Origin of the sequence: Amycolatopsis sp. CA-128772, from assembly GCF_002904295.1 — a bacterium.
Lineage (GTDB): Bacteria > Actinomycetota > Actinomycetes > Mycobacteriales > Pseudonocardiaceae > Amycolatopsis.
This window is the reverse complement of record NZ_PPHG01000018.1, coordinates 61,634-87,178: the sequence shown is the minus strand read 5'-3', so window position 1 is coordinate 87,178 and position 25,545 is coordinate 61,634. Positions and strand designations below refer to the sequence as shown.

The 25,545-nt window shown below is 72.6% G+C and carries 20 protein-coding genes and 1 pseudogene; 5 read left to right on the top strand and 16 right to left on the bottom strand.

What is annotated here, in order from left to right:
• Positions 1–512 precede the first annotated feature (512 nt).
• The gene (locus C2L59_RS07260; protein WP_199198957.1) at positions 513–1,961 is read left to right on the top strand and encodes an amidohydrolase; all 1,449 of its coding nucleotides are present in this window, start codon (positions 513–515) and stop codon (positions 1,959–1,961) included.
• 221 nt (positions 1,962–2,182) lie between these two features.
• Here the strand turns inward: C2L59_RS07260 and C2L59_RS07255 are convergent.
• Positions 2,183–2,296 (bottom strand): annotated as a pseudogene (locus C2L59_RS07255) (ATP-binding cassette domain-containing protein); the annotation flags it as partial.
• Between the two features lie 250 nt (positions 2,297–2,546).
• On the opposite strand from C2L59_RS07255, the gene C2L59_RS07250 reads away from it, so the two are divergent.
• Positions 2,547–5,780, top strand: a complete 3,234-nt coding sequence (locus C2L59_RS07250) for a S8 family serine peptidase (RefSeq protein WP_103348726.1) — start codon at positions 2,547–2,549, stop codon at positions 5,778–5,780.
• 132 nt (positions 5,781–5,912) lie between these two features.
• Here the strand turns inward: C2L59_RS07250 and C2L59_RS07245 are convergent, their stop codons facing one another.
• Complete coding sequence (locus C2L59_RS07245) at positions 5,913–7,076, bottom strand: ROK family transcriptional regulator (protein WP_103348725.1); 1,164 nt, start codon at positions 7,074–7,076, stop codon at positions 5,913–5,915.
• 97 nt (positions 7,077–7,173) lie between these two features.
• Here C2L59_RS07245 and xylA point away from each other — a divergent pair, with 97 nt between their 5' ends.
• Complete coding sequence (gene xylA / locus C2L59_RS07240; RefSeq protein ID WP_103348724.1) at positions 7,174–8,322, top strand: xylose isomerase; 1,149 nt, start codon at positions 7,174–7,176, stop codon at positions 8,320–8,322.
• Positions 8,323–8,368: 46 nt separating this feature from the next.
• Here xylA and C2L59_RS07235 read toward each other — a convergent pair whose 3' ends face one another.
• The 13 genes from C2L59_RS07235 to C2L59_RS07175 form a co-directional block, all read right to left on the bottom strand.
• Complete coding sequence (locus tag C2L59_RS07235) at positions 8,369–9,370, bottom strand: sugar phosphate isomerase/epimerase (protein WP_103348723.1); 1,002 nt, start codon at positions 9,368–9,370, stop codon at positions 8,369–8,371.
• Positions 9,371–9,392: 22 nt separating this feature from the next.
• Complete coding sequence (locus tag C2L59_RS07230) at positions 9,393–10,766, bottom strand: alkaline phosphatase family protein (RefSeq protein ID WP_103348722.1); 1,374 nt, start codon at positions 10,764–10,766, stop codon at positions 9,393–9,395.
• Positions 10,767–10,839: 73 nt separating this feature from the next.
• Positions 10,840–11,967 carry a metabolite traffic protein EboE gene (eboE, locus tag C2L59_RS07225; protein ID WP_103348721.1) on the bottom strand — a complete coding sequence of 376 codons (1,128 nt, stop codon included), beginning with the start codon at positions 11,965–11,967 and terminating at the stop codon, positions 10,840–10,842.
• Positions 11,964–12,815, bottom strand: a complete 852-nt coding sequence (locus tag C2L59_RS07220; RefSeq protein ID WP_103348720.1) for a TatD family hydrolase — start codon at positions 12,813–12,815, stop codon at positions 11,964–11,966. Before C2L59_RS07220 ends, eboE begins: the two co-directional genes overlap by 4 nt.
• Positions 12,815–13,360, bottom strand: coding sequence for an EboA domain-containing protein (locus C2L59_RS50240; protein ID WP_103348719.1), 546 nt, complete (start codon positions 13,358–13,360; stop codon positions 12,815–12,817). Before C2L59_RS50240 ends, C2L59_RS07220 begins: the two co-directional genes overlap by 1 nt.
• The gene (locus tag C2L59_RS50235; protein ID WP_103348718.1) at positions 13,357–14,178 is read right to left on the bottom strand and encodes a sugar phosphate isomerase/epimerase family protein; all 822 of its coding nucleotides are present in this window, start codon (positions 14,176–14,178) and stop codon (positions 13,357–13,359) included. The genes C2L59_RS50240 and C2L59_RS50235 overlap by 4 nt, the downstream gene beginning before the upstream one ends.
• Positions 14,175–15,002, bottom strand: coding sequence for an SCO3242 family prenyltransferase (locus C2L59_RS07205; protein ID WP_199198966.1), 828 nt, complete (start codon positions 15,000–15,002; stop codon positions 14,175–14,177). The genes C2L59_RS50235 and C2L59_RS07205 overlap by 4 nt, the downstream gene beginning before the upstream one ends.
• The gene (locus C2L59_RS07200) at positions 14,999–16,108 is read right to left on the bottom strand and encodes an inositol-3-phosphate synthase (protein WP_103348716.1); all 1,110 of its coding nucleotides are present in this window, start codon (positions 16,106–16,108) and stop codon (positions 14,999–15,001) included. The genes C2L59_RS07205 and C2L59_RS07200 overlap by 4 nt, the downstream gene beginning before the upstream one ends.
• 19 nt (positions 16,109–16,127) lie before the next feature.
• The gene (locus tag C2L59_RS07195; protein WP_103348715.1) at positions 16,128–17,285 is read right to left on the bottom strand and encodes a Gfo/Idh/MocA family protein; all 1,158 of its coding nucleotides are present in this window, start codon (positions 17,283–17,285) and stop codon (positions 16,128–16,130) included.
• On the bottom strand, positions 17,282–18,307 hold the full coding sequence (locus C2L59_RS07190) for a substrate-binding domain-containing protein (protein WP_103348714.1): 1,026 nt from the start codon (positions 18,305–18,307) through the stop codon (positions 17,282–17,284). Before C2L59_RS07190 ends, C2L59_RS07195 begins: the two co-directional genes overlap by 4 nt.
• The gene (locus tag C2L59_RS07185; RefSeq protein WP_103348713.1) at positions 18,304–19,296 is read right to left on the bottom strand and encodes an ABC transporter permease; all 993 of its coding nucleotides are present in this window, start codon (positions 19,294–19,296) and stop codon (positions 18,304–18,306) included. Before C2L59_RS07185 ends, C2L59_RS07190 begins: the two co-directional genes overlap by 4 nt.
• Entirely contained in the window at positions 19,289–20,794 is a 1,506-nt protein-coding gene (locus C2L59_RS07180; RefSeq protein ID WP_199198956.1) for a sugar ABC transporter ATP-binding protein, read from the bottom strand. Before C2L59_RS07180 ends, C2L59_RS07185 begins: the two co-directional genes overlap by 8 nt.
• Entirely contained in the window at positions 20,791–22,053 is a 1,263-nt protein-coding gene (locus C2L59_RS07175) for an ROK family transcriptional regulator (RefSeq protein ID WP_199198955.1), read from the bottom strand. Before C2L59_RS07175 ends, C2L59_RS07180 begins: the two co-directional genes overlap by 4 nt.
• Before the next feature lie 686 nt (positions 22,054–22,739).
• Between C2L59_RS07175 and C2L59_RS07170 the strand changes: the two genes are divergently transcribed.
• Both C2L59_RS07170 and C2L59_RS07165 read left to right on the top strand, forming a co-directional pair.
• Positions 22,740–23,678 carry an MFS transporter gene (locus C2L59_RS07170; protein WP_255410246.1) on the top strand — a complete coding sequence of 313 codons (939 nt, stop codon included), beginning with the start codon at positions 22,740–22,742 and terminating at the stop codon, positions 23,676–23,678.
• Positions 23,679–23,701: 23 nt separating this feature from the next.
• On the top strand, positions 23,702–24,535 hold the full coding sequence (locus C2L59_RS07165; RefSeq protein WP_103348712.1) for an aldo/keto reductase: 834 nt from the start codon (positions 23,702–23,704) through the stop codon (positions 24,533–24,535).
• 65 nt (positions 24,536–24,600) lie between these two features.
• Here C2L59_RS07165 and C2L59_RS07160 read toward each other — a convergent pair whose 3' ends face one another.
• Complete coding sequence (locus tag C2L59_RS07160; RefSeq protein WP_103348711.1) at positions 24,601–25,440, bottom strand: SAM-dependent methyltransferase; 840 nt, start codon at positions 25,438–25,440, stop codon at positions 24,601–24,603.
• Between the last annotated feature and the right edge of the window lie 105 nt (positions 25,441–25,545).

The window sequence follows — 25,545 nt, the reverse complement described above, 5'->3', positions numbered from 1 at the left end:
GCCGAGCTCGTGGCTTCGCTGGGTCGCGCCTACACGGGTTCGCCCCGCGCTTCCCGGCGGCGTGGGAGTTGTGGCGGGGTTCCTGCTGCTGTCGCCGGTGGGATCGGCGTGCGGTGGAACGAAGGGGTGCTGGGACCTCGCTGTTCCAGCGCCTACCGGGCGGGACGTTCTCGCCGGAGCCGGCCCGGTGGCCGCCGCCGGCGGGCTGTTCGCGTTGCGCCGCCGCGACATGCCGCTGGGCTCACCGCGAAACGCAACCACGGCGGAGGTCCCGGGGGCAAACACCGCGAGGCGGGACAGGTGCACACTTTCGCACACCTGCCCCGCCCCGAGGATCGCGTGGCAACCGAGGGAGTCGAACCCTGCGCGGCTTGTGAAGGCGGCGCTCCTGACCGGCCCTGACCCTTCGGCGGGCGACGGCTGCCGTCTGTTCCAACGGTAGCGAATACCCGGGTATTTCCCATCTCAAGCCGTGCTTCACCCGGACGGGTCCGGCTGGCATGGTTGTCCGCATGGATGATCTCCTGCTGCGCCGCGTCCGGCCGGGCCTCGGTGGTGACCTCGCGGACGTCCGGGTGAGCGACGGCCGGGTCACCTCGATCACCGAACCGGGGTCCACCGGGTTCGCGGCGCGGGTCGTCGACGGGCACGGCGGGACGCTGCTGCCCGGGCTCGTCGACGCGCACGTCCACCTGCTGCAGTGGGCGACGTTCCGGCGCCGGATCCCGTTGGCCGCGGCCCGTTCGGCGGGGGAGGCGATCGAGCTGCTCCTCGCGCACCTGCTGGCCACCCCCGCGCCGCAGACAGAACTCGTCGTGGGCGCGGGGTTCCGCGACGCGCTGTGGCCGGACAAGCCGCACAAGAACCTGCTGCAGCGCGCGCTGCCCGGGCGGGCGGTCGCGTTGTTCAGCGCGGACCTGCACACGCTGTGGCTGAGCCCGGCGGCGCTGAAGCTCATCGGCCGCGACCACCCGACGGGCGTCCTGCTGGAGGGCGACTGCATGAGCGCGACGGCCCAGCTCCCCACGGCGCCCATCGACGTCCAGGACCGCTGGGTGGCGGAAGCGGTGGCCGCGGCGGCCACCCGGGGCGTGACGCAGATCGCCGACTACGAGTACGCGGACACGGTGGCGGACTGGACCCGCCGGGGCGCCCCGGCGGCGCGGATCTCGTGCGTGATCGCCAAGCACCTGCTGGACCAGACCATCGAACGCGGCCTCCGCACCGGCGACGTCCTCCCGGATTCCGGGGGGTTGCTGACGGTGGGGCCGTTCAAGCTCTTCGTGGACGGTTCCCTCAACACGCGCACGGCCTACTGCCACGACCCGTACCCGGGCAGCGATTCGCCGGGGCAGCTCGAACTCCCGCCGGCCGAGCTGATCCCGTTGCTGCGGCGGGCGTTCGACCACGGCCTGCTCCCGGCGGTCCACGCGATCGGCGACCGCGCGAACACGATCGCGCTGGACGCGTTCGAGGAGGTCGGCTGCCCGGGCCGCATCGAGCACGCCCAGCTGCTGGCCCCCGGCGACGTCGCCCGGTTCGGTGCGCTCGGGGTGATCGCCGGTGTCCAGCCGGCGCACCAGCCGGACGACCGCGACGTCGCGGACCGCCACTGGCACGGGCGCACCGAGCGGGCGTTCCCGTACCGGGCGTTGCTGGAATCGGGGGCCCGCCTGGAGTTCGGCTCGGACGCCCCGGTGGCGCCGCTGGACCCGTGGGACGGGCTGGCTTCGGCGATCTCCCGCACGGACGACGACCGCCCGCCGTGGCACCCGGAGCAGTCGATCCCGTTCACCGACGCGCTGGCGGCGTCTTCCGGCGGCCGCCGGGGCGTGGCGGTGGGGGACGTCGCGGACCTCGTGGTGACGGCCGCGGACCCGTCGGTGCTGTCCCCGGCCGACCTGCGCGCCCTCCCGGTGACGGCCACGATCGTCGGCGGGCGCGTCACGCACCAGGTCTGACGCCGGCCCACCGTTTCCAGGCGGCTTGCCTGCTGACGCCGAGCGCACCGCGGCGGGCCGCGCGGAACCGGTCATGGCGACGGCGGTCGGCCGCCGAGGCTGGGCCCTGGCCCACCGGACGTTCGCGCCGGTCCGGCGTTCGTGCCGGCCGATCAGCAACGCGGCCGTCCCGGCGCGGCCACGCCGAGCCCGGCGAGCACGCCGGACGCCAGTCGCCGCCGCGTTACGCGGCTGCTGCCGGCCCGCACAAGCCCCAGCAAGATACGGATCGTGGTGGTCTTGCCGGCGTCGTTGGGCCCGAGCAACCCGCGCACCTCGCCGGTGCGGACGGTCAGGCCGCCGACGATGACCGCGTCGACGGGCAGGACTTCGCGTGCCTTGTCGAGCAGTCCGGGAGCGGCGGGCTATACGTCCCAGTAGCAAGGCGTCACTTTCACGTGAAAGTGACGCATCGCGTGACGGACCAACCGATTACTCCATTTGGCTCGCAACCAATTGCGGTCTATGGGCTAACTGTCTGATTGCTACCGAACATCCCGGCCTGTGTACTGCTCGGACGCATATCTTCACGAAGGGGTCGTTTCAGTGACACAGCACAGATCGCGCTGGAGACGGCGGGCCGGGATCACCGTCCTCGCCACCGCACTCGGCGCCTCGGTCCTCGGGGTCGCCGTCCCGGTGGCCTCCGCGCAGCAGGCCCCGCCGACCAACGGCGCGGCCGATGGGAAGACCCTCGACGAGCACGACCGCGCGCTCGTCGCCGAAGCCGAGAAGGCCGGGAAGCCCGACGTCACGCTGCTGATCGCCGCGGAAAAGGGCCAGACCGGCACCGCCGTGAACGAGCTCAAGGCCCTCGGCGGGGTCGTCCAGTCCACGGACACGAAGCTCGACTACGTCAAGGTCAGCATCCCCACCGCCAAGGCCGAGAAGGCCGCCAAGCTCAAGTCGGTGAACGCCGTCGACGTCGACGGGCTCATCGTGCGCGACGACCCCAAGCCCGACGGCGCCGCGACTCCGCTGCCGCAGCCGGCTCCGGGCAAGGACACCCCGCGGGTCAACCCGTACCTGCCGACCGGGGACACCTACGCGGCGCAGTTCGGCCAGGTCCTGCCCAACTGGGACGGCAAGGACACCACGGTCGCGGTGCTCGACTCCGGCGTCGACCTCGACTCCCCCGCGCTGGCCACCACCAGCCACGGCGAACGCAAGATCGTCGACTGGTACAACGCCAACGCCACCAACTCCGGCGACGGCACCTGGGTCAAGCAGTCCACCCAGACCTACACCGGCACCTTCACCGCGAACGGCAAGACCTGGACGGCGCCCGCCACCGGCGGCCCGTACACCTTCGGCGTCTTCGGCGAGACCGCGGGCGACCTGGGCGCCGCGGACAGCGAGACCGGCGGTGACCTCAACCGCGACGGCGACCGCGCCGACTCCTGGGGCGTGCTGCTCGACCCGGCGACCAAGGAGGTCCGGGTCGACCTCAACGGCAACGGTGACTTCACCGACGAAAAGCCGATGACCGACTACAACAAGAAGTACGACGTCGGCTTCTTCGGCACCGACAACCCGGCGACCGACATCGCCGAGCGGATGGCCTTCGTGGTCCAGACCGACAAGCCGGGGTACGTCGGCATCGGCATCGCGGGCGCGGAGCACGGTTCGCACGTCGCGGGCATCGCCACCGGCAACGACCTGTTCGGCGGCAAGATGGACGGCGCCGCGCCGGGCGCGAAGGTGCTGGCGGTCAAGGTCTGCCTGACCAGCGCCGGCTGCACCTCCTCCGGCCTGATCGACGGCGTCGTCTACGCGGCCAGCCACGGCGCCGACGTCATCAACATCTCGATCGGCGGCCTGCCGGCCCTGAACGACGGCAACAACGCCCGCGCGGAGCTCTACAACCGCACGATCGCCGAGTACAACGTCCAGATCTTCATCTCGGCCGGCAACAGCGGCGCCGGGGCGAACACCGTCGGCGACCCGTCGGTGGCCACGGACGCGATCTCGGTCGGCTCGTACATCACCAAGGAGACCTGGCTGTCGAACTACGGCTCGGTCACCAAGAACCCCGAGTCGATGCACCCGTTCTCCTCGCGCGGCCCGCGTGAGGACGGCGGTTTCAAGCCGGACATCATCGCACCCGGCGCGGCCATCGCCACCGTCCCGCGGTGGGAACAGCCGACCCCGGTCGCCGGCACGTACCCCCTGCCTGCCGGTTACGCGATGCTGCAGGGCACGTCGATGGCGGCGCCGCAGGCGACCGGCGCGGCCGCGCTGCTGGTGAGCGCGTACAAGGCGACGCACAACGGGCAGCGGCCGCCGGTGGCGCAGCTGCGCGCGGCGATCAAGTCGACCGCGCGGTTCGTGCCGGGCATCGGCGCGTACGCCCAGGGCGCGGGCCTGTTCAACGTCCCGGCCGCGTTCGTCGCGCTTTCGCTCAACCCGAAGCCGGACGTCGTCTCGACGTCGGTCGAGGTGCACACGGTCCAGTCGGGCCTGCTGGCCAAGCCGAACACGGGCGTGGGCATCCACGACCGCGAAGGCGTCACCACGGGCCAGGCCTACACCCGCACCTACACGATCACCCGCACCACGGGCTCGGCGCACCCGGTGCCGTACTTCGTGCGCTGGGTCGGCAACGACGGCACGTTCTCCTCGGCTTCGACGGTGGCGCTGCCGCTGAACGCGCCGGTTTCCTTCAAGGTGAACGTGAACCCGAAGAGCGCCGGGGTCCACTCGGCCCTGCTCTACCTGGACAACCCGCTGACCATCGGCATCGACGTGCAGACCCTGAACACGGTCTTCGCGCCGCAGGAGTTCGTCGCCGGCAAGGGTTTCCAGGTCGACGTCACCGGCAAGGCCGCCCGCAACCAGGCGACCAGCTACTTCGTGCGGGTGCCGCAGGGCGCCAGCGCACTGAAGGTGGACATCGACGCCGGCGGCGGCGCCCCGGGCAAGGGCCAGGTGCGGTTCCTGCGGTACGACCCGACCGGTGTCCCGGCCGAGGCCAGCACCGCGACGACCGCGTGCTACCTGCCCGACGCGGGCGCGGGCTGCGCGGGCGGCACGCCGACCAGCCGGACCATCGCCAACCCGCTCCCGGGCGTGTGGGAGATCGTCGTCGAGGCGCGCCGGACGTCCGATGTGGCCGAAGCGCCGTACAAGCTGACGGCGTCGGTGCTGGGCACGGCGATCTCGCCGAACCCGGACACGATCGCCTCGGCCACGCTGGGCACGCCGATCCCGCGGTCCTACACCGTGCAGAACACCCTCGGCGCGTTCACCGGCAAGCTGACCGGCGCCACGCTGGGCAGCGCGAAGACGCAGCGGCCGACGATCACCGAAGGCGCGCAGCAGCAGTACCAGATCGCGGTGACGCCGGGCTCGACGTCGCTGACCGCCACGATCGGCAACCCCGCCGTGGTGGGCACGGACCTCGACCTGGTGCTGTACAACTGCACGACCGGTTCCTGCGTGCAGGCGGGCGTCAGCGCGGACGGTGACTCCGAGGAGTCGGTGACCGTGCCCAACCCGGCGCCGGGTGTGTGGGTCGCGCTGGTCGACGGGTACGCGGTGCCCGGCGGCACGACGGCCTTCGACTACCTCGACGTGTTCACCAACCCGGCGTTCGGTTCGGTCGCGGTGACCGACGCGAACGCGCTGCGGGCGTCGGGCAGCTCGTGGACGGTGCCGGCGACGGTGACCGCCACGGCGGCCCCGGCCGCGGGCCGGACCCTGCGCGGCCAGCTGGCCGTGCAGACCGACACCGGGGTCACGGTCGGCACCTCGCTGGTGCAGATCACCGCGGTGAGCTAGCTCCGGCCGGCCCCAAGCGCCCCAATGTGGCGTTCGGTGCGTCCAACGCACCGAACGCCACATTGGGTGCGTCCAACGCACCGAACGCCACATTGGGTGCATCCAACGCAACCAACGCCACATTGGGGCGCTTCAGGCTTCCTGGGCCCGGGTGACGAACGGCGCCGGATCCGCCAGCACGCGGTGGATGATCCGGCCCGCCGCGCCGAGCGTGGCCGCGTCGCCGCCCAGCCGGGATGCCGTCAGCGCCGGGGGTGCACCGCGGAGACCGCCCAAGCGGGCCTCCAACACCTCCGACACCGGCCCGGACAACCACGGGTACAGCTGGGTGAACACCCCGCCCAGCACGATGCGGTCCAGGTCCAGCAGGTTCACCGCCGACGTCAGGGCGATGCCGAGAGCGCGCCCAGCCGACGCGCACGCCGCCAGCGCCGGGCCGTCACCCCGCTCGAGGGCGGCCAGCAACGCCGGCACCGAGGCCGTGTTCCCCGCCGCCAGCAACGCTTCCTGGCCCGCGTACGTCTCCAGGCACCCGCTGCCGCCGCACCGGCACGGCGTTCCCTCCGGGGCCACGACGACGTGCCCCAGCTCGCCGGCCAGGCCCGTCGCGCCGGAGTACAGCACGCCGTTGACGACCAGGCCCGCGCCGATGCCGATTTCGCCGGACACGTAGAGGAAGTCGCGCTCGCCGTCGCCGTACCAGAGCTCGCCCAGTGCGGCCAGGTTCGCTTCGTTGTCCAGCTCGACCGGGACCGGCAGGTGCAGCAGGTCGGCCGGGCGGACGTCCTGCCAGCCGAGGTTGGGGGCGCTGAACAGCACGCCGTCGCCGACCGGGCCGGACACCGCCAGCACCGCGCCCGCCACCTCCAGGCCCAGCCGGTGGGTCTCGGTGAGGGCCTCGGTGGCCAGCACCTGCAGTTCGCCCAGGACCTTCTTCGGGCGTGAGCCGCGGTTGTCGCGCTCGCGGCGGGCGGCGAAGCGGACACCGCCGGTGAGGTCCAACACACGCACCGCGAGGTAGTCGACGTTGATCTCCAAGCCCAGCGACGCCACGCGCGCGCCGCTGAGCACGACCTCGACCCCCGGCCGGCCGCGTTCGCCCGCCCGCGCGGGGCCGGTCTCGGCGAGCAGGCCCGCGTCCACCAGGTCGCCGACCAGTTTCGAGACCGTCGACTTGGTCAGCCCGGTGACCTCGGCGAGCGCGGCGCGGGTCAGCGGGCCGCCGCGGCCGGCCGCGCCCAGCACGACCTCGAGGTTGCGGGCGCGCATCTCCTCGTGCCGCACGGCCTGGGTCATCGCGTCCTCCTGCGAAGCACTCTAACCGCCCCCCTTGACGCCCGGGACCCCGCGGCGCATATTTAGTCTACAACGTGAACTAAATGAAGGGACAGTCATGAGCGACTACGCTCCCCAGCCGGCCGACAAGTTCACCTTCGGCCTCTGGACCGTGGGCTGGCCCGCGGCCGACCCGTTCGGGGTGGCGACGCGGCCGCCGCTGGACCCGGTGGAGAGCGTGCACCGGCTGGCCGAGCTGGGCGCCTACGGCGTGACCTTCCACGACGACGACCTCCTGGCCACCGAGCCGGACCGCGACCGGGCGATCGAGCGCTTCCGCAAGGCCCTCGCCGAGACCGGCCTCAAGGTGCCGATGGCGACGACGAACCTGTTCACCCACCCGGTGTTCAAGGACGGCGGCCTGACCAGCAACGACCGTGACGTCCGCCGGTACGCGCTGCGGAAGGTGCGCCGGAACGTCGATCTGGCGGCCGAGCTCGGCGCGGAGACGTACGTCGTCTGGGGCGGCCGCGAAGGCGCCGAGTCCGACGCGGCGAAGGACGTCCGCGCGGCGCTGGACCGCTACAAGGAGGGCCTCGACCTGCTCGCCGACTACGTCGTCGAGAAGGGCTACAACCTGCGGTTCGCGCTGGAGCCCAAGCCGAACGAGCCGCGCGGTGACATCCTGCTGCCGACGATCGGGCACGCGCTGGGCTTCATTTCGCAGCTCGCGCGGCCGGAGATGTTCGGGCTCAACCCGGAGGTCGGGCACGAGCAGATGGCCGGGCTGAACTTCGTGCACGGCATCTCGCAGGCGCTGTGGCAGGGCAAGCTGTTCCACATCGACCTCAACGGCCAGCACGGCCCGAAGTACGACCAGGACCTGGTCTTCGGCCACGGCGACCTGAAGAGCGCGTTCTTCCTGGTCGACCTGCTGGAGAACGGCGGCTACGACGGTCCGCGCCACTTCGACTACAAGCCGCTGCGCACCGAGGACACCGACGACGTCTGGGTGTCGGCCGCGGCCAACATGCGGACCTACCTGATCCTCAAGGAGAAGGCGGCCGCGTTCCGGGCCGACCCGGAGGTCGCCGAAGCCCTGGCGGCCTCGCGCGTCCCGGACCTCTCGACTCCGACGCTGGCGCCGGGCGAGTCGTTCGACGACCTGCTGAACGACGACTTCGACCTCGACGCGGCGGCCCAGCGCGGCTACCACTTCACCCGGCTCAACCAGCTGGCCCTGGAGCACCTGCTCGGCGTCCGCTGAACGTCCTGAAGGGCACCCTCGAGACCACGAGGGTGCCCTTCACGGGCTATTTCGAAGAAAAAGCCGCGTCGAACGCCGCCGCGGGCGGGGTGAAGTTGAGCTTGCGGACGAACTCCAGGGCCTCCGGCGCCCCGATGAGCCGGTCCATGCCCGCGTCCTCCCACTCGATCGAGATCGGGCCGTCGTAGCCGATCGCGTTCAGCATCCGGAAGACGTCCTCCCACGGCACGTCGCCGTGGCCGGTGGAGACGAAGTCCCAGCCGCGGCGGGGATCGGCCCACGGCAGGTGCGAACCGAGCCGTCCGTTGCGGCCGTTGAGCCGCTTGCGGGCCTCCTTGCAGTCGACGTGGTAGATGCGGTCCTTGAAGTCCCAGAGGAAGCCGGCCGGGTCCAGGTCTTGCCAGACGAAGTGCGACGGGTCGAAGTTGAGCCCGAACGCCTCGCGGTGCCCGATCGCCTCCAGGGTGGCGACCGTGCTCCAGTAGTCGTAGGCGATCTCGCTCGGGTGCACCTCGTGGGCGAAGCGGACGCCGACCTCGTCGAAGACGTCGAGGATCGGGTTCCAGCGGGTGGCGAAGTCGGCGTACCCGCGCTCGATCATCGACGGCGGCACCGGCGGGAACATCGCCACGGTGTGCCAGATCGACGAGCCGGTGAAGCCGACCACAGTGGACACGCCGAGTTTCGCCGCGGCGCGGGCGGTGGCCTGCATCTCCGCCGCCGCCCGCTGCCGGACGCCCTCGGGCTCGCCGTCGCCCCAGATCCGCGCGGGCAGGATGGCTTCGTGCCGCTCGTCGATCGGGTGGTCGCAGACGGCCTGGCCGACCAGGTGGTTCGAGATCGCCCACACCTCCAGGTCGTACTTGGCCAGCGTTTCCCGCTTCGCCGGGACGTAGCCGTCGTCGGCGAGGGCCTTGTCCACCTCGAAGTGGTCGCCCCAGCAGGCGATCTCCAGGCCCTCGTAGCCCCAGCCGCTCGCCAGCCGGCACACCTCTTCGAACGGCAGATCGGCCCACTGCCCGGTGAACAGGGTCAACGGTCGTGCCATGTCCTGACCTCCTCGGTGCGTTTCACTCGGTGCCGGCGACGGCGGCCGCCAGCAGCAGGTCCTTGACCTCGGTCGCGTGGAACTTCTCCCGCGCCAGGGCCGGGTCCGAGCACAGCAGCACCGGCCCGTCCGCGGCCGAGTCGGGCAGCCGGCCGTGGCTGCCGCGCACCGGCGCGGGGTCGAGCGGCACCACCTGCATCGAATACCGCAGGCCGAGTTTCTTGCGGGCCAGCGCGGACGCCGCCTTCAGCTTGACCATCGGGTCGCCCGGGTCGAAGAACAGCTCGGCCGGGTCGTAGCCGGGCTTGCGGTGGATCTCGACGGTCTTCGCGAAGTCCGGCGCGCGGTCGTCGCTCAGCCAGTAGTAGTAGGTGAACCAGGCGTCCGGCTCGGCGACGGCGACCAGCTCCCCGGCGCGTTCGTGGTCGACGCCCAGCCCGGCCTGCCCGGCGCGGTCGAGCACGACGTCCACTCCGGACAGTCCGGCCACGATGTCCCGCACCCGCGGGACGTCCGCCGGGTCGGCGACGTAGACGTGCGCGACCTGGTGGTCGGCGACCGCGAACGCGCGGGAGGTCCACGGGTCCAGGTACTCCATGCCGGCCTGGACGTACACGTTGAGCAGGCCCGCGCGGCGCAGCGCCCGGTTGACGTCGACCGGCCGGTTCGCGTTCGTGATCCCGTACTCCGACAGCGCGACGACGGTGTGCCCGCCGGCGGCCGCGAAGTCCAGCAACGGTTTCAGGGCGGTGTCGACCTCGCGCGCGGCCGCCGCGGCCTGCGGCGCGTCCGGGCCGAAGCGCTGCAGGTCGTAGTCCAGGTGCGGGATGTAGACGAGCGTGGTGTCCGGCCGGTCCTGGGTCATGACCTGCTGCGCGGCGGCGATGATCCACCGCGACGAGGTGATCGACGCCGTCGGGCCCCAGTAGGTGAACAGCGGGAACCCACCGAGGGCCCCGACCAGCCGGTCGTGCAGCTGCGGCGGGTACGTGTAGGCGTCCGGGGACTTCTTGCCGTCGGCGTGGTAGATCGGCCGCGGGGTCACCGTGAGGTCGGTGGCCGCGCCCATCGCGTACCACCAGCAGACGTTGGCCACCCGGTGGCCGGGCTGCGCGCGGCGGGCCGCGTCCCAGAACTTGTCCCCCTGCACCAGCTGGTTGTGCTGGCGCCAGAGGAACACCTCGCCGAGGTCGCGGAAGTACCAGCCGTTGCCGACGATCCCGTGCCCGGCCGGCGGCAGCCCGGTCAGGAACGTCGACTGCACCGAGCACGTGACGGCGGGGAACACGGTGTCCAGCTGCGCGGTGAAGCCGGGTTCGGCCATCTTGCGCAGGTTCGGCATGTGCGGGAGCAGCCGCGGCGTCAGCCCGACGACGTCGAGGACGAGCAAACTCATGCGCACACCTCGCTGACGCTCGGTGCGGCCTGAGCCGAAGACGCAGTGTTGAATGATTCGTTCGCAGGCTCACTCATGCGGAAACCTCTTCCAGGCCCAGGTTGGTCAGTGCGCGCCGGGTCCAGTCCAGCTCGGCCGCGATGCCCGCGACCAGCCCGGCGTCGTCGGCGGGTGCGTCCGGGAGCACCTGCCAGGTGTAGGTCTCGACCTCGACGTGGTCGGTGCGCGCGGTGGCGCCGCCGAACAGCTCGGCCAGCGTGGCGGCCAGCACCGGCCGGGTCGACGTCAGCGGCGGTGCCGGGTCGGCGTGCAGCGGCACGTGGAAGTGCACCCGCCACGGCGCCTCCCCCGGCAGGGCCCCGGCCAGCGCTTCGTCCAGGTCGTCGGCGCCCGGCGGGGCGCCTTCGTTGCTCTGGTGCAGGAACCGGGGTTCCACGAAGGACTCCAGCGCCCGCCGGGTCGCCGGGTCCTTCGGCGATGCGGCCTCCAGCGCCGCCGACGCCTGGAGCTTGACGACGTCGAGCCCCGCGGCCTCGAGCCGGCCCAGCGCGGCCGCCGGCTCCTCGAACCCGACCGCCAGGTGGCACGTGTCGAGGCAGACGCCCAGCCGGTCCTTGTCCACTTCGGACAGCAGGGTGGCGGCCTGTGCGGTGGTCTCGATGACGCAGCCCGGCTCGGGCTCGAACGCCACCCGCACCGGGCGGTCCTGCGCCGCCAGCCCCTCGGCCAGCAGCTCGAGCTGCCCACCGTCGCCCCGCCAGTCCGTGCGCCAGCCCAGCGGCAGCGTCGACACGCTGCCGCGCACGGCGTCGTCCGGCATCAGCTCGGCGAGCAGCCGCGCGAGGTCCAGGGTGTACCGGGTGCGTTCGGGCGCCGCCCAGTCCGGCCGGTACACCCGGTGCTTGACGACCGGGTCGTGGAAGCCCTCATACGGGAAGCCGTTGAAGGTGACGACCTCCAGGCCGCGCGCGGCGAGCTCGGCCTTCAGCGTCGTCACCGCCGCCGGGTCCGCCACCAGCTCGGCCGCGACCGGCCGGGCCAGCCAGAGGCCGAGCCCGAGCCGGTCCGCGCCCAGGCGCTGCCGGACCGGTTCGCCGAACCGGGCCAGCTGCGCGAGAACGCCATCGAGGTCCTCGGCCTGGTGCACGTTGGTGCAGTAGGCGAGGTGGACGACCGTGCCGTCCGGGTGCCGGAACCTCACTTGCGGGCCCCCCGGAGGATGGAGTTGCCCGCGAACTCGGCCGGCACGGTGTCCGGTTCGAGCGAGAGCCGCCCGCTCTGCCCGTAGAACTCGACCGGGTTGCGCCACAGCACCCGGTCGACCTCGTCCTCGGAGAACCCGGCGGCCAGCATCGCGTCGCCGGTCCTGCGGGTCTTGAGCGGGTCGCTCTTGCCCCAGTCGGCCGCGGAGTTCACCAGCACCCGCTCGGTGCCGTACTCCTGCAGGATCGCGACCATCCGGTCCTCGTCCATCTTCGTGTCCGGGTAGATCGAAAAGCCGAGCCAGCAGCCGGAGTCCTTGACCGGCCGCACGGTCACCTCGTTGAGGTGGTCGAGCACCACGCGTTCCGGCGCGATCCCGGACTCGCGCACGACGGCGATGCTCCGCTCGGTGCCGGCCGCCTTGTCGCGGTGCGGGGTGTGCACGAGCGCGGGCAGGTCGTGGTCGATCGCCAGCGCGAGCTGGGCCGCGAACGCCTTGTCCTCCTCAGCGGTCATCGAGTCGTAGCCGATCTCGCCGACCGCGACCACGCCGTCCTTCTCCAGGTACCGCGGCAGCAGGTCGAGCACCGGCGTGCAGCGCGGGTCGTTGGCCTCCTTGGGGTTGAGCGCGATCGTGCAGTGGTGGGCGATGCCGTACTGGCTCGCCCGGAACGGCTCCCAGCCGACCAGCGCGTCGAAGTAGTCGGTGAAGCTGCCGACGCCGGTGCGCGGCTGGCCCAGCCAGAACGCCGGTTCGACGAGCGCGCGGACGCCGGCGGCGTGCATGGCCGCGTAGTCGTCGGTCGTGCGGGAGCTCATGTGGATGTGGGGGTCGAAGATGCGCATCAGGTGTCCTGTCCGGTCAGCAGCGGGAGGAGGTCGGCGGGGACGTCGCGGCCGGCGGCGGCGCGCTCGGCGGCGAACGACCGCAGCATCCGCCGCAGTTCCTCGTCGGTCCGGCGGTCCAGCCCGGCCACCGCGGCCAGGGGGATGCCCATGAAGACGCACTTGAGGACGCCGTGGCGGTACGCGGCGGCGTCCAGGTGCGTGGCGGCGTACTCGCCCATCGCGGCGGTGACGAGCCGGGTGTCGTTGGTGCGGAGGGCGTCCGCGACCAGCTCCACGCCGGCGTCCCCGGTGTCCACCACGGACAGGCCATACAGGACGGCCCGCTTCTCCGCCGCGTCGCCGTAGCGGTAGAGCTCGGGCATCTCCGCCGCCGCACCGGGGGCGGCCTTGAGCAGTTCCACGCGGGCGACGTCGTCGACCGTCCGGCCCGGGGTGTCCGACGGGCCCCGGCCGACCCGGCGGCCGACCGCGGGGAAGAGGGTGCGCAACGCCGTCGCGTCGGCCGCCACCTTGGTCAAGGCGTCGTCGAGCCAGGCGTTCACGCGGTCACCGCCTTCCGGAGGAACTCCAGGGACTCCCGCGCGATCCGCGGGGCCGCGTGGCTGTCCCGCGGCAGTTCGACGGCGACCAGGCCGGTGTAGGGCGACAGCGCTTCGAGCACCGGTGGGAAGTCGATCTCCCCGCGGCCGAACTCGAGGTGCTCGTGCGTGCCGCGGCGCATGTCGTCGATCTGGACGTTCACCAGCCGCGGCAACGCGCGCCGGACGCATTCGGGCACGGACGCCGTTTCGTTGCACCGGCAGTGCCCGATGTCCAGCGTCAGCCCGAACCGCGCCGGGTCGCCGAGCCGGCGGGCCAGCTCGAAGTAGCCGTCGAGGTCCTCGACGAGCATCCCGGGCTCCGGTTCGAACCCGAGCTTGACGTCGTGCTCGTCGGCGGCCTTCAGCACGTCCGCGCACCCGTCGACCAGGTACGCCCAGGCGTCCTCGGTGGCCAGGTCCGCGGGTTTGTTGCCGCTCCAGAAGGACACGGCCTCCGCGTCGAGATCGGCCGCGATCTCGACGGCCCGGGTCAGGAACTCGACGCGCCGCGCGCGGTCGGGGTCGAGGAACGTCGGCGAGTGCTTGCGCCACGGGTCGAGCAGGAACCGCGCCCCGGTCTCGATCACCACGGCGAGGCCGAGCCGGTCCAGATCCGCGGCGACACCGGCGACGCGGCGGGCGAGGTCCGGCCCGAACGGGTCCAGGTGCTGGTGGTCGAGGGTGAGCGCGACGCCGTCGTAGCCGAGGTCGGCGAGCACGCGCAGGGCGTCCCCGAGCCGGTGGTTGGCGAAGCCGTTGGTGCCGTACCCGAACCTCATGTCGGCGACACCTTCCGGCCCAGCGCCCGCGCGAGAGGGAACGCGGCGGCGACGGTCAGCGCCGAGCGCCACGCACCGGTCCGGGCGATCAGCCCGGCCTGCAACGGGATCATGCCGTGGATGCCGGCGCCGACCGCGCGCCGGATCTTCGGCGCGGCCGGGTCGCGGACGGCGTCGTACTGCGCCCCGCCGGTGGTCGCGGCGTACGTCCCGAGCAGCGCCGAGGACAGCAGCCCGCCCCGGCCGGCCACGATCCCCACCCCGGCCGTCGCGGCCAGGGTGGCCGCCGGCAGCGCGGGTTTCGCACCGTCCACTTCGGACCGCGAGAGCGCGGTGACGGCGTAGGTGTGCGCCCCGACCGTCAGCGCCGCGGGCAGCGCGGACCGGGCCCCGCCCGCGCCGAGCAGGACGTCGAGGGTGCGGGCCGCGGCCATCGCGGCCGGGCCGAGCACGGTGGTCTTGAGCACGAAGTCGTACGCCCAGACGGTCGCGGCCAGCGGCACCGCGACGCGCAGCGCCCGCCGTCCCCCGGCGGCCGCGGCGATGCCCAGCCCGCCCGCGGTCAGGCCGCCGGCGACGCCGAGCGCCGTCGCCGGCGCGACCCGGCCGGACGGGATCGGCCGCTCGGGCCGCTCGATCGCGTCGAGCCGGCGGTCGGCGTAGTCGTTGAGCGCCATGCCCGCCCAGTAGAGGCAGACGGACGCACCGGTCAGGGCGAGCGTGCGGCGGCCGAACGGCCAGCCCGCCGCGGCGGCCCCGGCGACGGCGTCCCCGGGCACGGTCAGCGCGGCGGGCGCGCGGACGAGTTCGACGAGCGCCTTCACCGGTGCGCCCACTCACGCAGCGCCGCGTACTGGGAAGCCAGGTCGTGCGGACCGTCACCGGCCGGATCCTTGAAGAAGAACCCGAATTCGGCGACCGGGCCGGCCACGCCGTCGCGGCACGCCTTGGCGGTCAGCCGGGCGAGGTCGAGCACCAGCGGCGCGGCCAGCGCCGAGTCGCAGCCCTGCCAGGTCAGCTGCAGCGTCATCCGCGCGCCGAGGAACCCTTCGAACAGCACGTGATCCCAGGCGGTCTTCCAGTCACCGAGAGCCGGCACGTAGTCGATGTGCACCTCGCCGTCGACGTCCCGGCCGAGGTTCTGCGCAAGCACTTGCTGCTTCGACGCGTTCTTGCTCGACGCCGCCCCGGGGTCGGCCAGCGTGGCGCCGTCGCCGCCGCCGAGCAGGTTCGTGCCCGACCAGGCCAGGACGTTCAGCCCGCGCTGGGCGAACATCGGCGCGAGCACCGACCGCAGCAGCGTCTCGCCGGTCTTGCCGTCCCGGCCCGCGTACGGCTGCCCGGTGACGCGGGCCAGCTCGTCGAGCGCGGGCAGCCGTGCCCCCGTGGACGGCGTGAAGTCGACAAAGCCACAACCCGCGCGGAAAGCGGCGTAGGCGTACAGCGCACTCGGCGGCAGCACGTCCAGCGCCTCCTCCAAGGCGGCCAGCGACGCGTGGGCCGGGTGCGGCTCGCACGGCGGCTCCGTCGACGAAACGTTCACCACGACGACGTGGTCCAGCCCCGCGCGGAACCCGGTCAGGTCCGCGACGATCCGGTCGATCGCCGCGCGCCCGCCCCCGGACGGCGCCGGGCGCAGCCGGGCCTCGGCCGCCTCCAGTTCGGCCGTCACCGGGCCGGGCAGCGCGGCGGGCAGCACCCCCGCCGCCGCCAGCTGCTCCGCCCGCTTGACCAGCGGCGTGTCCACGACGTCGTGGCCCCCGAAGACCAGGTCCCCCAAGCCGGGCAGTGCCGCCCCGGCGAAGTCCGGCAGTTCGGTCACGCAGCCCGTGCGCGCGGCGAGTCCCGCACGCAGGGCGGCGGCCCCGGCGATGGCCGTGGTGGCCACCGATCCCCGGGCGCCGACCAGCCAGACACCGATCTTCCCCATGGTTTCCCCTCCTGTTGGTTCAGCCCGTGCCGTGTGCTCCGACACGGGTCCAGACACTGCTCGCCGCGGCGCTTTCCTCGACCGCGGCGAGCACCCGCTGCACCTGCAGCCCGTCCGCGAAGGACGGTTCCGGGTCCTCGCCCGCGGCCAGCGCGGCGAGCAGATCACGCACCTCGTGGGTGAACGTGTGCTCGTAGCCGAGCCCGTGCCCCGGCGGCCACCAGGCGCCGACGTACGGGTGTCCGGGCTCGGTGACCTGGATCCGGCGGAAGCCGCCGAGCTCCGGGTCCTCGGTGTGGTCGTGGAAGGCGAGCTCGTTCATCGCCTCGAAGTCGAACGCGAGGCTGCCCGCGGAGCCGTTGACCTCCAGGCGCAGCGCGTTCTTGCGGCCGCTCGCGAACCGCGTCGCCTCGAAGGTGCCGACGGCGCCGCCGGCGAACCGGGCGAGGAACAACGCGGTGTCGTCGACCGTCACCGGCCCCCGCCCGCCCCCGCCGGGCAGCGGCCGTTCGGCGACGAAGGTCTCGGTCAGGCCGGAGACGCCGGTGATCGGCGAGCCGGTGACGAACTGCGCGAGGTCGATCGCGTGCGCGCCGATGTCGCCCAGCGCGCCCGAGCCCGCCTTGTCCTTCCGCAGCCGCCAGACCAGCGGGGACTCCTGGTCGGCGAGCCAGTCCTGGAGGTACTGGGCGCGGACGTGCCGGACCTCCCCCAGCCTGCCCTCGGCGACGAGCCGCCGCGCGAAGGCGACCGCGGGTACCCGCCGGTAGTTGAAGCCGACCATGGACCGCACGCCACGGGCCGCCGCCCCGGCCGCCGCGGCGGCCATCGCCTCCGCTTCGGCGACCGTGTTGGCCAGCGGTTTCTCGCACAGCACGTGCTTGCCCGCGGCGAGCGCGGACAGCGCTATCTCCGCGTGCGAGTCGCCGGGCGTGCAGATGTCCACCAGGTCTACATCGCCGGACTCGATCAAGCGTTTCCACTCGGTCTCCACCGAGGCCCAGCCGAGCTTCGCCGCGGCGGCCTCCGCGGCCGCCCGGTCGCGGCCGCAGAGCACCGCCATCCGGGGCGTCAGCGGGAGGTCGAAGGCCCGGTGCACGGTCCGCCACGCCTGGGAGTGGGCCGCCCCCATGAAGGCGTACCCGACCATGCCGATCCCGATCGTCGCGCCGCTCATTCGAACGACACCGGCAGGTAGCGGTCGACGTTCTCCTTGGTGACGACGGCGGAGAACAGCGTCACGGTGGCCGGGACCTCCTGTTCGGCCAGGTCGCCGAGGCCCTTCGCCTGCCCCAGCAGCCGGGCCAGCTTGATCGCCGACGCGGCCATCGTCGGCGGGTAGAGGACGGTCGCCTTGAGCACCGAGGAGTCCGCCTTGATCTGGTCCATCGCCGCCTTCGAGCCGGCGCCGCCGACCATCAGGAAGTCCGTCCGGCCCGCCTGCTTCACCGCCTGCAGCGCCCCGGTCCCCTGGTCGTCGTCGTGGTTCCAGATGGCGTCGAACTTCGGGTGGGCCTGCAGCAGCTCGGCCATCCGGGCCTGCCCGGTCGGCACGGTGAACTCCGCGGCCGCGCGACCGGCCTTGCGGATGCCGGGGAAGTTGGCGAGCGCGTCGTCGAACCCCTGCGTGCGCTGCCGCGTGAGTTCGAGGGTGTCGATCCCGGCCAGCTCCAGCACCGTGCCCTTCCCGCCGAGTTTCTGCCCGATGAAGTTGCCCGCGTTGACGCCCATCCGGTAGTTGTCGCCGCCGATCCAGGTGCGGTAGCTCTGCGGCGAGTCGAAGATCCGGTCCAGGTTGATCACCGGGATGCCGGCGTCCATCGCCTTGCGCCCGGCCGGGGTGAGCTGCTTGCCGTCGGCGGGCAGCACGACCAGGACGTCGACCTTGCGGTTGATCAGCGCGTCCACCTGGGCCGACTGGGTGGCGGCGTCGTTGGACCCCTCGGCGACGACGAGCTCGACGTCCGGGTGGCGGCCGGCTTCGGCCTTGGCGTTGACGGTGATGGCGTTGAGCCAGCCGTGGTCGGCCTGCGGCCCGGCGAAGCCGACCGTCACCTTCTTCCCCGGCGCGTCGGCCGCGCCCTGGGTGACGGTCGCGGCGGCCGGTTCGTCGGAGTTGCTCGTGCACGCGGCGAGCGCGCCGGCGCCGAGGGCGGAGGCGCCGGCCAGGAACGCGCGTCTGCGGAGCAGGGAGTTCATCGGGAGTTCCTCTCGGTCGAATACCGGCGCTGGACGAGGACGGCGAGCACGATGAGCACGCCCTTGGCGAGCTGCTGCACCGCGGTGGGCAGGTTGTTGAGGGTGAACAGGACGCTGATGGTGGTGAAGACGAGGACCCCGAGGACCGAGCCGGCGAGCGTGCCGCGGCCGCCGGAGAGCAGCGTGCCGCCGATGATCACCGCGGCGATCGCGTCGAGCTCGTAGAGGTTGCCGTTGCCGCTGGTCCCGGAGCTGGTCAGGATGATCAGCAGCACGCTGGCGATCCCGCAGCACAGCCCGGACAGCACGTAGAGCAGGCAGGTGTGCAGCCGGACGTTGATCCCGGCCAGCCGCGCGGCTTCGAGGTTGCCGCCGATCGCGTAGGTGCGGCGGCCGAAGGTGGTGCGGTTGAGCACGATCCACCCCACGACGGCGACCGCGGCGAAGACCAGCACCAGCGGCGGGACGCCGAGCACGTAGCTGTCTTGGTAGCCGAGGTCGACCAGGGCCTGGTTCTTCGCCGTCACCGTCTGCGTGCGGCCCTGCGAGAGCTGGATCGCCAGGCCGCGCGCCGAGGCGAGCATGGCGAGGGTGCCGATGAACGCCACGAGCCGCCCGTAGGCGATGAGCAGCCCGGTCACCAGGCCGCAGCCGAGACCGACGGCGAGCGCGCAGAACACGATCCCGCCGACGCCGAACGACTGGGTGGCCTTCGTCGTCGCCCAGACCGTGGCGAGCGCGACCACCGCGCCCACCGACAGGTCGATGCCGCCGCCGATGATCACGAACGTCATGCCGACGGTGATCACGCCGATCACCGACGCCTGGGTCAGCAGCAGCACCAGGGTGCCGGTGGTCAGGAACTGGCCGGGCTGGGTGAGCGCCCCGACCACCACCAGGATCGCCAGGACCCCGGCCAGGCCGAGGTTGCGGATTTCGGCGAGCTTTCGCCGCTCGGGCGCCGCCCGGGGCACCACCTGTTCAGTCATGGACGTGCTCCTCCAGGATGAGATCCAGCACGCGGCGCTCGTCGAGCTCGCGGGCGTCGGCTTCGGTGACGACGTGGCCTTCGCGCAGCACCAGCACCCGGTCGGCCAGCCCGAGCACCTCCGGCAGTTCGCTGGAGACGAGCAGGATCGCGACGCCGGAGTCCGCCAGCTCGCGGATCACGCGGTACAGCTCGGCCCGCGCGCCGACGTCGACGCCGCGGGTCGGTTCGTCGAGCAGCAGGACGCGGCAGCCCTTGAGCAGCCAGCGCGCGACGACGGCCTTCTGCTGGTTGCCGCCGGACAGCTTGCCGACGACCCGGCGGACGTCGGCCGGGCGCAGGTCGAGGGCTTCGGTGTGCCGGCGCACGGCGGCCGTTTCGGCCTTCCCGCTGAACCAGCCGAAGCGGGCGTACCGCCGCAGGGACGGCAGGGACACGTTGCGGGCCACGGAATCGTGCAGCAGCAGGGCCTGGCTCTTGCGTTCCTCGGGCGCCAGGCCGAGCCCGCCGCGGACGGCCGCGCCGACGCCGTGCTTCACCGGTTCTCCGGCGAGGCGGATCTCCCCGGCCGTCGCCTTCCGGGCGCCGTAGACGGTCTCCAGTACCTCCGACCGGCCCGAGCCGACCAGCCCGGCGAGACCGAGGATCTCCCCTTCGCGCAGCGAGAACGTGACGTCCTCGAACGCGCCGGCCAGGCTGAGGCCGGTGACCCCGAGGATCTCCGGCTTGCCTTCGTGGGCGCCTTCCTCCGGCCGCGGCGGGAACGGGAATTCGACGCGGCGGCCGGTCATCCGCGCCACCAGGTCACCGGTCGGGGTGGTCCGGGCGGGCAGCCCGGCGGCGACGGTCCGGCCGTCCTTGAGCACGCTCACGCGGTCGCCGATCTCCCGGATTTCGGCCAGCCGGTGGGAGATGTAGAGCACCGCGACTCCGCGCGAGGTGAGCCCGCGGATGACCCGGAACAGGTTCGCCACCTCGTCGGCGGCGAGCACCGCGGACGGCTCGTCGAGCACGATCAGCCGGGCGTCGAGCGAAAGCGCGCGGGCGAGGCTGACGATCTGCTTGCCGGCCGCGGACAGCGTGCCGACCTCCCGTTCGACGCGGATTTCCCGGTGTCCCAGGCGGTCCATGAGCTTGCGCGCCTCGGCCCGCATGGCCGCGCGGCGGACGAACCCGCCCCGGGCCTGCTCGTGGCCGAGGAAGACGTTCTCCGCCACGGAAAGGCCGTCGACGAGGTCGAGTTCCTGGTACAGCGTCGCGATGCCGTGGCGGATCGCCGCGGTCGGGTTCGGCAGCCGCACCGGCGTGCCGTCGATCCGGATCTCGCCGTCGTCCGGGCGGTGCGCGCCGGCCAGCACCTTGATCAACGTCGACTTCCCGGCGCCGTTCTGCCCGAGCAGGCAGTGCACTTCGCCGGCTTCGACGCTGAGCTCGACGTCGTCGAGCGCGTGCACGCCGGGGAAGCGCTTGCCGATCCCGGTCATCTCCACGAGCGTCATCCGCTGTCCCTTTCCGCCCGCACCGGCACCAGCGCCGGGTCGTCGAACACCGCCTGCAGGGCGACGTGCGCGCCGCCGCGCGAAGCCGCGGAGAACCCGAGCCAGGACAGCTCGACGCGGCAGCCGCCGATGCCCGGGGCGATCACCCGGGCTTCGAGCTCGGCCAGCATCGGGCCGAGCAGGTACGGGCCCAGCTGGGCGAAGTAGCCGCCCAGCAGGACCACGCGCGGGTTGAAGACGTTGACCAGCACGGCCGCGCCGACGCCGAGCCCGGTGCCGACCTGGGCGAGCGCGTCGAGGGTCCGCTTGTCCTTGAGCTGGGCGCGACGGCGGATGATGTCGAGCCGCTGTTCGAGGTCGAGCGACGGGTCGTGCACCGGATCGCTCGGCGACGCGGCCAGCCGCAGCATCCCGGCCAGCCCGACCAGCGTCTCCCAGCAGCCGCGGCGGCCGCAGCCGCAGACCCGGCCGGCCGGGTCGAGCTGGATGTGCCCGATCTCGCCGGAGAACCCTTCGGCGCCGCCGAGCAGCCGGCCGCCGGAGATCACCCCGCCGCCGACCCCGATTTCGCCGGTCAGGTAGACGAGGTCGGCGGTGCCGGCGACGCTGCCCATCGCGTACTCGCCGAGCGCGCCGAGGTTGGCGTCGTTGGCCGTGCGCACCGGGAACGACGGCGGGCCGAGCCGCCGGGTCAGCCGCTCGGTGAAGGCGCGGACCACCGGGACGTCGGTCCAGTGCAGGTTCGGCGCGAGCGCGACGGTCCCGCTCGCGACGTCGACCAGGGCCGGGACGCCGACGGTCACCCCGGCGGGCCGCACCCCGAGCCGACGGCACTCCCGTAGCGCCCGCGCGGTGAGTTCGGCGCCGGCGTCGAGCACCTTGGCCACCGGCAGCGCCTGCACGTCGAGCGCCACGCGTTGTTCGAACAGCACGGTGCCGGTGAGGTCCAGGGCGAGCGCGGTCAGGTAGTCGACGTTGATCTCGACGCCGACCCCGCCGACCCCCCGCCCGTCGAGTTCGACGATCGTGCCGGGCCGCCCGACCGCGCCGGCGCGTTCCCGGTCGCCTTCGCGGGCCAGCCCGCGTCCGACGAGCTCGGCGACGAGACTGGAGACGGTCCCCTTGTTCAGCCCGGTGTCGGCGGCGATGCCCGCCCGCGACCGCGGCCCCGCGTCCCGCAGGTGCCGCAGCACCAGCGAAAGGTTGCTGCGCCGGACGGCCGTCTGGTCCGCCGGCTTGCGCGAGAAGGAGGAGTCCACACCGACACCGCCCCAGTTCGTCTGGTGGGACAACAAATTAGGTCCGGCGGAACGAACGGGTCAACGAGGCCGCAGCGGGGGCGAACCGGGACGAAAGCCACCGGAACCGAGCTGACCAGCGAAACTGTCGGAGCGGGAAGCCGGGGCGGGTCCCACGGATGGAGCACGGGTTAGGGAGCGCGGCCGCCGTAATCCCGCCGCCGAACGGGATCGTCACCGGGGCCCGCGGAAAGCCGCCCGGTGCAGCGGTTCGGGCTCGGCAGGCGCGAAAGTTCTGCTGCGGAGCCGAAACTTTCGCAAACTTGCGTCCGGAGCGGTGCAGGCCAAGCGCCCCGATGTGGCGTTGGTTGCGTCCAGCGCACCGAACGCCACATTGGGTGCGCTCAGTAGCGGCCTTGGTGAGCAATGCGGCGGCACGTTCACCGAGCAGCGCAGTCGGCGGTGCAGCAGGTTGTTGGCCTGGTGATCCACCGCGAGGGGTGGTTGACCTGCGGTTTTCTTGAACGGTGTCAGGCTCCCGGTTCCAGCGGAGTGGTAAGCCCTGTCCGCCGGCGTGCGCAGACCCTGGCTGCCGCAGCGGTCAGCGCACCCACGAGGCACAGGCCACGGTTTTGCTCGTGGTGGCCGCGACCGGTCGGCGGGGATCGGAGTCCCGTCGAGGATGACGTGGGTGTCACCGGCGGCCCGTGCTCTCGGCCCTGGCCCCGAGCTACAGCCTGCTGATGACCGGCCGGGTCGTCGCCGCGCTCAGCCACGGCGCGTTCTTCGGCGTCGGCTCGGTCGTCGCCGCGTCCTTGGTCTCGCCGGCGAAGCAGGCCAGCGCCATCGCGCTGATGTTCACCGGGCTGACCGTGGCGAACGTCCTGGGCGTGCCCGCCGGCACCGCGCTCGGCCAGGCGTTCGGCTGGCGCTCGACGTTCTGGGTGGTCAGCGCGCTCGGCGTCGCCGGCGCCGCCGGCATCCTCGCGCTGGTGCCGCGCCAGGCGCCGGACCCGGGCGCCGGCCTGCGCGGCGAGCTCGCCGTGTTCCGCCGCCCGCAGGTGTGGCTCGCGCTGGTCATGACCGCGCTCGGCTTCGCCGGCGTGTTCGCGTCGTTCACCTACATCGCGCCGATGATGACCGAGGTCGCGGGCTTCTCCAGCGGCGCCGTCACCTGGCTGCTCGTGCTGTTCGGCGCCGGTCTGTTCGCCGGCAACCTGCTCGGCGGCCGGGCCGCGGACCGCAAGCTCATGCCCAGCCTGTACGTCATCCTCACCGCGCTGGCGCTCGTGCTGGTCGCGTTCGTGTTCACCGCGCACGCGAAGGTGCCCGCGGCGATCACCATCGCCCTGTTCGGCGCGGCCGGATTCGCCACCGTGCCGCCGCTGCAGGCCCGCGTGATGGCCAAGGCCGAAGGCGCCCCGGCGCTGGCGTCGGCGGCGAACATCGCCGCGTTCAACCTCGGCAACGCCGGCGGCGCGTGGCTCGGCGGCCAGGCGATCGACGCCGGCCTCGGCTACACCGCCCCCAGCTGGATCGGCGCCGTGCTCGCCGCGGCCGGCCTCGCCGTGGCGCTCGTCTCCGGACTGCTCGACCGCCGGGCTCCGGCTAGTTTCGCAGCGGGGGAACGGGTACCCGCCCCGTGAACCACCCACCGAAAGGACCCCTCGTGACCAGCGTGCCCGTGATCGAACTCAACAACGGCGTGCGGATGCCGCAACTCGGCTACGGCGTGTTCCAGGTCCCGGACGACGAGACCACCGCCGCCGTCAAGGCCGCCCTCGAAGCGGGCTACCGCAGCATCGACACCGCCGCCGTCTACGGCAACGAAAAGGGCGTCGGCCAGGCGATCGCCGAGGCCGGCGTCGCCCGCGACGAGCTGTTCATCACCACCAAGCTGTGGAACGCCGCCCAGGGCTACGACTCGACGCTCAAGGCGTTCGACGAGAGCATGGCCAAGCTCGGCCTGGAGCAGCTGGACCTCTACCTGATCCACTGGCCGACCCCCGAGCGCGACAAGTACCTCGACACCTGGAAGGCGTTCGAGAAGCTCTACGCCGACGGCCGCGTCCGCGCGATCGGCGTGTCCAACTTCCAGCCCGCGCACCTGGAACGGCTGATGGACGCCGCCTCGGTCGTCCCCGCCGTCAACCAGGTGGAGCTGCACCCGTACCTGCAGCAGGCGGACCTGCGCGAGTTCGACACGAAGAACGGCATCGCGACCGAAGCGTGGAGCCCGCTCGCCAAGGGCGGCAGCCTGCTCGGCGACCCGGTGGTCGCCGACCTCGCGGTGAAGCACAGCCGCACGCCCGCGCAGATCGTCCTGCGCTGGCACCTGCAGCTGGGCAACGTCGTGATCCCGAAGTCGGTGACGCCGTCCCGGATCGAGGAGAACTTCGACCTGTTCGGGTTCACCCTCACGGAGGAGGAGCTGGACTCGCTGACGCCGCTGGACCGCGGCGAGCGCACCGGGCCGGACCCGGACACCTTCAACGCCGCCTGACCCGTCGTGGGTGGTGAGGGCGGCGGGAACCGCCCTCACCCCGCACGGCAAGCCGCGTCATGAGCTCACTGCTTGCGGGCGACGCCACCCAGGGTGAGGAAGTTCAGTTCACCCAGCTGGTGCAGCCGGGGGCCGTCCGGCCACCACTCGTGCAGGTACACCAGCCCCGGCCGCAGCAGCTCGGTGCCTTCGAAGAACCCGGTGATCTGCTCGCGCGTGCGGTAGACGCTGCCCAGCCCGGTGCCCTGGAAACTGGTTTCCAGCAGCCGCGCCAGCTCCTGGCGCGGGGAGTCCTCTTCCGGGTCATAGTTGTGCGTGAGCAGCAGGTACGACCCGGGCGCGAGGGCGGCGACGTACTCCGCGACGATCGCCCGCGCCCGGTCGTAGTCGTCGATGTGGTGCACGATCGAGGTCAGGATCAGCGCCACCGGCCGGGTGAAGTCGAGGTACTCCTTGACGACCTCGTCGCCGAGCGTGTCGGCCGGGCGCGTCAGGTCGGCGCCCGTCACGTGGGTCAGGTAGTTCTCCTCGAGCAGCGCCCGCCCGTGCACCTGCACCACCGGATCGTTGTCGACGTACACGACCTGCGCGTCCGGGTTGTACCGCTGCGCCACCTCGTGGGTGTTTTCCGCCGTCGGCATCCCGGACCCGAGGTCGAGGAACTGGTCGATGCCGCGTTTGCCGGCCAGGAACCGGACCGCGCGCACCAGCCAGTCCCGGTGTTCCTTCGCCATCGCGCGGGCGCCGGGCGCGATGGCCAGCAACCGCCGCATCGCTTCGCGGTCGACCTCGTAGTGGTCGTGCCCGCCGAGGAGGGCGTCGGACAGCCGCGCCAGGCTCGCCTTGCTGAAATCGAGAGCGGCGGCACCGCCCTCGGTTCCGGACCGCAGGTCGCCAGGCGTCATCGGCTGCTCTCCCACTCGTCTGTGGCGGACGCCGCCCCTGCCCCGGGCTCGCCCGCCATGTCCGGCAACGGACAGTGCTCAGCCTACGACATGCGGTGCACCAAG